Below are 6,279 nucleotides of genomic sequence, written 5' to 3' on the forward strand. Positions count from 1 at the left end.
TATTAATTCCTTAATCCTTGTGCAAACTGCCCTTCTTGACCCGGCTGCCGGCGTAAAGCTTGAGCAGGATGGTGCCCAAAACCGCGATGGTCAAACCATCCATCAAGGTGGTTAGGCCGGCTTGGGCAAAGACCTTGGCCGCTGGTTCGCTGTTCAAGACCATGTCGCCCACGGCCCCCAAGAGGAACCAGACAATAGCGTTGGCCACGACCTGCACGACATTAAAGATCACCATTTCCTTAGCGCTGAATTCACCTTGGTCGATGTTGACGCGCAAAGCGTAGAGGCCGATGAAGAAGCCCAGGAAACCGGCCGCGAAGTTCCAGTTCCACCAGGTCTGCCCGTACATCATCAAGTCCAAGAGGACGTGGCCGATGAAGCCGACCCCGAAGCCGACAGTTGGCCCGTAGATCATGGCGATCATGGCCAGAAAGGCGTAAACCAGTTCAAAGTTGGTGTTTGGCAGACCGCTTGGGATTGAGGCAAAACGGCCGACAATCACGAAAACAGCTGACCCGATCCCCAAGGCAGCGATGTTCTTAGGGCTTAACTTCCACATATCCTTATTCATAAAAATTCTCTCCAATTTCTTTTTTTACTTGTTAACCTTGCTGATCTTGACCTGCCAGTCGGTCCCGGTGCCGATGTGGTGAACAGCGGCGAAGGATTCCTGGTTGAGGGCAATCCCGATGTTGACCAGGGAGTTGATGTAGACGAGTGGCTGGCCCAGGTTGACTTCCGCAAATGACCGGACAAACGGGATGTGTTCCTGGTAGACGGCCACGTTCTGGTGCAAGATGGTGACCAGCAGGCTGTCGCCCCGGTCGATGGACAGCTCTTTGACCATTTCCAGCGGAATGTTGGTCCATAAAGAACCAAAGCGGACGTCCAAAACGTCGATGGTGCCGACGGCCGTGTCACCTTGCAGGCGGGGCTCGATCACCGGCAGAGTCACCAGGCTGTCAACTGGGACATCTTCGCCTAAATCTTCAAAGGCAACCTGCCCGCTGGCCAGCATGGCCCCGTTATAAGCGTAAACGTCCCGGCCATGGAAGGTGTTGCTTTCCTGGGAGTGCGGCAGGCGGTTCTTGTTTTCATCGATCACCCGGACTGCTTCAACCCCTTCATACTTGTAGATATGGGTCAAAGTCCCGTTGTCTGGGGTGATGACGTAGTGACCGGACTTGGTCTTGACGGCGATTGACCGGCGGGCTGAGCCAACGCCTGGGTCAACGACCGAGACGAAGACCGTGTCTGCTGGCCAGTACTTGATGGTTTGGTAAAGCCGGTAAGAGGCATTCCAAATGTCGTAAGGTGGGATTTCATGGGTTAAGTCAGAGACCTGGATGTCGCTGGCAACCGTGTGAGCCACCCCGTGCATGGCGCTGACCGCCCCATCTACTAAACCAAAGTCTGTCTGCAGGACCAACATCTTATTATATGCCATCCGATTTCCACCTTTCAATCATTTTTAATTTTTAATATCTATTTAATATACTCTCTTTACCAAGCAAAGTCAAGAAAAGCATTCGGCTTTTACAAAAATGTCCAGCTTTTGCGGCTTGTTTTCGTTTACTTTTCACTAGAAAGGCTAACGTTCTGGACAAAAAAACAGCCATGACTTCCGTCATGACTGTACAATCTGTTCAATTCAATTTTAGTTATCAGCCCGCTTGTCCTTGGCCCGCTGGTGGAAGTAGCAGAAGCTGCCGAAGAAAACGACCCAGGCGGTAGCCAGGCTGGCTCCGAAGATATCTTCCTTGACGAAGAAGAGGCTGAAGAAGATGACCAGGAAAAAGGCAATCGTCAATGGACTGGTTACCTGGTAAAAAGGCATCTTGAAACCATCTTCCATAAAGTCACTGGACTTGCGGTACTTCCGGTGAGCCAGCAGGGCCAGGACGTAAACCAGGATGAAGATATCACTGGTTGCCCCGGCAACCATGCTGAAGGCCTCAATTGCCGTGTTAGAGAAGCTGAGGATTGGCGCGATCAAGGCGAATAAAACTGAGATCCCGATTCCTCTTGCCGGTACCCCATTTGGGGCAATCTTGGCAAAGTTGTCCTTCAGCCAGCTGCCCTTTTTAGCTTCTTGCGCTAATTGGAAGAAGTGCCGGCCAGCTGAGAAGATGGTTGAGTTCAAGGCTGAAGCCGCGCTGGTCAAAACCACGAAGTTCAGAACTGAAGCCGCGGTAGTGAAGCCAGCTAACTGGAAGACCTGGACGAAAGGACTGCTGGAGGCAGACACTGACCGCCAGGGAACCACGCACATGATCACGGTCAAAGTCCCGATGTAGAAGATCAAGATTCTTAGCAGGGTCTCGTTGACCGCCTTTTTGATCACCTGGTGGGGATCTTCAGCTTCCCCGATCGTGATGGTCACGAATTCAATCCCGGCAAAGGAGAAGAAGACCATCGGGAAGGCGGTAAAGAAGGCGTAAGTGCCATTTGGCGCCAGCTTGAAGTTCTTGGTCAGGTTGGCCAAAGAAGCATAGCCGACCGGGGTTTTAGCATGGGTTGCCACCAGGAAGACCCCGGTCAAGATCATGGAGATAATGGCGATGATCTTGATCATGGCAAACCAGAATTCCGTTTCACCAAAGAGGCGGGCGGCCGTCAAGTTCAGCAGGGTCAAGGCTCCTAGGAAAATCAGCTCAACCAGCCAAAGAGGCGCGTGCGGGAACCAGTACTGGAAGTAGGTCCCGACCGCTGTAAGTTCAGCCATACAGGCAAAGAGCAGGCCGATCCAGTAGGACCAGCCGGCGAAGTTGCCGGCTGCTGGCCCCAGGTATTTAGTAATAAATGAGACGAAGGTATGGTGGTTGGGGTCTGAGTAAAACATTTCTCCCAATGCCCGCAGCATGAAGAAGAAAAAGACCCCCATGAATGCATAAATCAAAATGACTGACGGTCCGGTGGCCGAGATCGTGCTGCCGGCCCCTAAGAAGAGACCAGTCCCGATCGTGCCCCCGATGGCAATCATCTGTACGTGCCGGTTCGATAAGGACCGGAGCGTTCCGTCCGCGTTTTCGTGTTTTTTCGCCATCTGTCCTCCTAAATAATTAAAATAATATTAGTGCATAATTGTTTTAATAATAGAACAAATGGCTGAAAAAGTAAAGTTTTTCAGTTAAATTGCTTAGTAGTCTTCGTTAATATAGTAGTCCAGGTCCCCTAGCTGAGAATTCTTTAACGGCGTTTCGTCATATAGCTTGTTTTTCTTCAAGAAAGCAATCGTGTGGCTGTAATTGGCGTAAACTGGATATTCAACAGTAGCATCATCTGACTTTGTCACTGCCCAGTCGATCCTGATCCGACCGACTGGTTTCTGCCGGCTGGCCAGCTTGTAATCCCATTTGGCCAAGTCTTGCTTGTAAGCCTTGCGGAATTCGCTGTAAAGCTTGCCATCTTCCAGCTTAACCGTCTTCTTGCCGCTCTTATAGGCAATGGACACAGTGCCCAACTTGTCCATGATCATCTGGTCATGGTAGATCTGGAAATAACCACGCTTGTAAGCCTTTGTTTTACTAATCTGCTCGAAATATTTATCCAGATCCTTTTCCCGCATATTATAAACTCTGGTTTTAACCTGGCCATTCTTCATTCTGAACAAGAAGCGCAGCTGGATTATCGTTGTTTGGCCGTGATCCATCTTCTGGCTTTGCTTGCTGCCGGCTTTAGCAAGTTGCAAAAGCTCGGTTGAAGCCGGCAAATACATGTACTTGGCCGCATATTCATTTGCGCTAGTACTATCGACAGACTGGCCAATATAGTAGGCGCTAAAAGCTCGGTCATTCGGAGCAATTGCTACGCTGGCCACTTGATCACTTGCAGGCAACAAGTTGTCAAACTGTCTGCCTCCCCAGTGCATGCCAACAAAAATTGCCAGGCCAGCCACGGTCAACAGCAATCCCTGGCCAAAGTGGCTCTTCCATGCGGCCAGATCAAACTTGAAGATAACTTCCATAATGCTTGCGGTCAGCAAGCCAATGATAACAGCACCCAAGATCCCGCAGACAAAGTTGTTTCTTGAAATCAAGTAGCCTAAAATCCCGCCAAAGGCTGCGAAGAAAATAACCAAGATAATTTTTACTGCCTGCTCAATCCAAGCAAAGGCAACGGCTCTGCCAGCTTTTTCATTGGCCCGTTTCTGGTAGGCCCAGTATGCCAAGCCCAGATAAAGAACAGTCCAAAGCAGGTTTAAGCTTATTCCAAGCCAGTGACTGCTGTTAAAGGCCTGCGACCAAGGATTGGTGTATGGTTGCCAGCCATAGTCATCAGTACCGGCGGTATGAGCAATGGAGCTAAAGAAAGTCGAGTACAGAAAGAGCACGCCCAGTTCAAAACAGGAGAAAAAGATTGTGGCTAATCCTGCCACAAAGCTATTCCCTGTGACCATCATGCTCAAAGTGGCAATCCCATACCAAGCTGAAAAGGTCAATAAATTATTCAAACAGCTCTGCCATACTCCAGCGTTGGTCATCACGTTGGCCCCAGCGGCAGCGGCAGCGCAAATCGTCAAACCGACCAAGAAAAAGACAAGGTAAATCACGCTGAAAGTAAGCAGGCTGTTAACCGTGATTCCGATATAGCGGGCCCTACGGCTGATGGGTTGACTTTCATAGAAGTCTACTTGCCGCGGTACATGCAAATAGCGAAAAGCTTCAAGGCCGAAGTAGACGCCGAAAAGTCCTGTGATAATCGGCGTTGCAGAATTTCGATAATTGAAGTAGTATCTAACCGCACTCTGCAAGCTTTCATAAGGTTCTTCTCCACTGATCAAGAGAAGCATGGTCCCAACAATATAGAACATGGCCATGACCAAAATTGCCAAGGCTACAGGTACTTTCCGGTGCCGCAGGATTTCTTTTTGCGGCAGACCGTGTTTATTTAAGGATAAGTTTGCGCGTGTCATAGCCAACTGCCTCCGCTTCTGCAATAAAGATTTCTTCCAAGGTCAACGGCAGGATTTCGAAGAAGGTCATCGGCACATGGTCAAAGACCGCTTCGACTTCGCTCCGGCTCCCCCGCACGACCAAAGTGTGCAGGCGGCCCCGGCTGCTGTGGTCAACCAGCTTCAGCTTGCCCAGGACTTCCTCCATGTCCCGGTCGTCCTTAAAGACGCACTGCAGCTTCTGGATTTCCAGTTTCATGTCGGCCAAATCTTCTGATAAAAGCAGACCGCCGCTGTGCAGGAAACCGATGTGGTCACAAATATCTTCCAATTCCCGCAAGTTGTGCGAGGCAATGATTGGAGTCAATTGCCGCCGGTCCATGTCTTCGGCAAAAAGACTCTTCATGCTCTGCCGCATAACCGGGTCTAAGCCGTCAAAAACTTCGTCTAAGAGCAGATACTTGGTGTTAGTACATAATCCTAGCAGGATTGCCAATTGCCGCTTCATGCCCTTAGAATAGTCGTGTATGCGGCGTTTAGGCTCTAAGCGAAAGTCCGCCAGCAGTCTGGCAAAACGTTCTTGGTCAAAGTCCTGGTAAACCGCCGCGTAATCTCTGGCCATAGACTCCGCTGTGGCATTTGGGAAGAAGTAGGGGTCATCTGGAATGAAGCAAAACTTCTTCTTTGCGGCTGGATTGTCATAAACTGGCAGGCCATCAATCGTGATATGGCCAGAAGTTGGCCGCAGGATGCCAGCGATCATCCGCAAGAGGGTACTCTTGCCGGCCCCGTTGGTCCCGATCAAGCCAAAGACCCGGTCTTCTTCAATGGTCAGGTTAAGGTTCTTAATGGCCTCCGTCTGCCCATAATCCTTGTTTAATGCATCAATCTCGATCATCTTCTGCCGCCTCCTCCATGGCCTCAGCAAATAATTCCTGTGGATCCAGGCCTACTGCTTGAATCTCCTTAATTAAATCAATCATTTTCCCTTTCAGCTCTTCTTTTTGCTTGCTCTTCAGCGTTTCATTGGCCCGGACGAAATTCCCCCGGCCCTTGACGCTGTACACGTATCCCTCCCGTTCCAGCGCGGCGTATGCCTTCTGCACTGTATTAGGGTTAGTCGACAATTCCATGGCCAACTTCCGCACAGACGGCAGCTGCTCATCTGGCAGCATGACTCCAGTCAGAATCAGCTGCTTGTACCTGTCCGCGATCTGCTGGTAAATCGGTCGGCTGTCCAAATAGTCAATAAAGTCCACTAGCTCGCTCCTTTCTAGCTGTCTCTACTGTACTATTTATTCTAGTACACTAAAGACGAATTGACAAGCACTTGGCAAAAAGAAAATAGCTTCTTTCTAAAGTAAAATAATTGGCCAAGGAAATTT

6 protein-coding genes are annotated in these 6,279 nt (G+C 50.0%); all 6 read right to left on the reverse strand.

All coding sequences use genetic code 11. The features are described from left to right. Positions 1-10: 10 nt before the first annotated feature. Entirely contained in the window at positions 11-571 is a 561-nt protein-coding gene (locus tag ACLUXO_RS04330) for an ECF-type riboflavin transporter substrate-binding protein (protein ID WP_076026535.1), read from the reverse strand. A gap of 24 nt (positions 572-595) precedes the next feature. Further along, positions 596-1,447, reverse strand: coding sequence for an SAM hydrolase/SAM-dependent halogenase family protein (locus ACLUXO_RS04335; RefSeq protein ID WP_260268701.1), 852 nt, complete (start codon positions 1,445-1,447; stop codon positions 596-598). Positions 1,448-1,657: 210 nt separating this feature from the next. Beyond that, positions 1,658-3,046: an amino acid permease gene (locus ACLUXO_RS04340; protein ID WP_412136462.1), complete on the reverse strand. Its 1,389-nt coding sequence runs from the start codon at positions 3,044-3,046 to the stop codon at positions 1,658-1,660. 93 nt (positions 3,047-3,139) lie between these two features. After that, a complete protein-coding gene (locus ACLUXO_RS04345; protein WP_412136463.1) occupies positions 3,140-4,915 on the reverse strand; it encodes a DUF6449 domain-containing protein in 1,776 nt (591 codons plus the stop codon). Then, positions 4,887-5,792, reverse strand: a complete 906-nt coding sequence (locus ACLUXO_RS04350) for an ABC transporter ATP-binding protein (RefSeq protein WP_412136464.1) — start codon at positions 5,790-5,792, stop codon at positions 4,887-4,889. Before ACLUXO_RS04350 ends, ACLUXO_RS04345 begins: the two co-directional genes overlap by 29 nt. Beyond that, positions 5,779-6,153: a GntR family transcriptional regulator gene (locus tag ACLUXO_RS04355; RefSeq protein ID WP_003611829.1), complete on the reverse strand. Its 375-nt coding sequence runs from the start codon at positions 6,151-6,153 to the stop codon at positions 5,779-5,781. The genes ACLUXO_RS04350 and ACLUXO_RS04355 overlap by 14 nt, the downstream gene beginning before the upstream one ends. Positions 6,154-6,279 lie beyond the last annotated feature (126 nt).

The organism is Lactobacillus delbrueckii subsp. bulgaricus (assembly GCF_046938665.1).
GTDB classification, from domain to species: Bacteria; Bacillota; Bacilli; order Lactobacillales; family Lactobacillaceae; genus Lactobacillus; species Lactobacillus delbrueckii_C.

What these genes read in the sequence shown, in the direction of transcription:
- ACLUXO_RS04335 (WP_260268701.1), bottom strand. Translation starts at nt 1,447, where the DNA reads ATGGCATATAATAAGATGTTGGTCCTGCAGACAGACTTTGGTTTAGTA.
- ACLUXO_RS04330 (WP_076026535.1), bottom strand. Translation starts at nt 571, where the DNA reads ATGAATAAGGATATGTGGAAGTTAAGCCCTAAGAACATCGCTGCCTTG.
- ACLUXO_RS04350 (WP_412136464.1), bottom strand. Translation starts at nt 5,792, where the DNA reads ATGATCGAGATTGATGCATTAAACAAGGATTATGGGCAGACGGAGGCC.
- ACLUXO_RS04345 (WP_412136463.1), bottom strand. Translation starts at nt 4,915, where the DNA reads ATGACACGCGCAAACTTATCCTTAAATAAACACGGTCTGCCGCAAAAA.
- ACLUXO_RS04340 (WP_412136462.1), bottom strand. Translation starts at nt 3,046, where the DNA reads ATGGCGAAAAAACACGAAAACGCGGACGGAACGCTCCGGTCCTTATCG.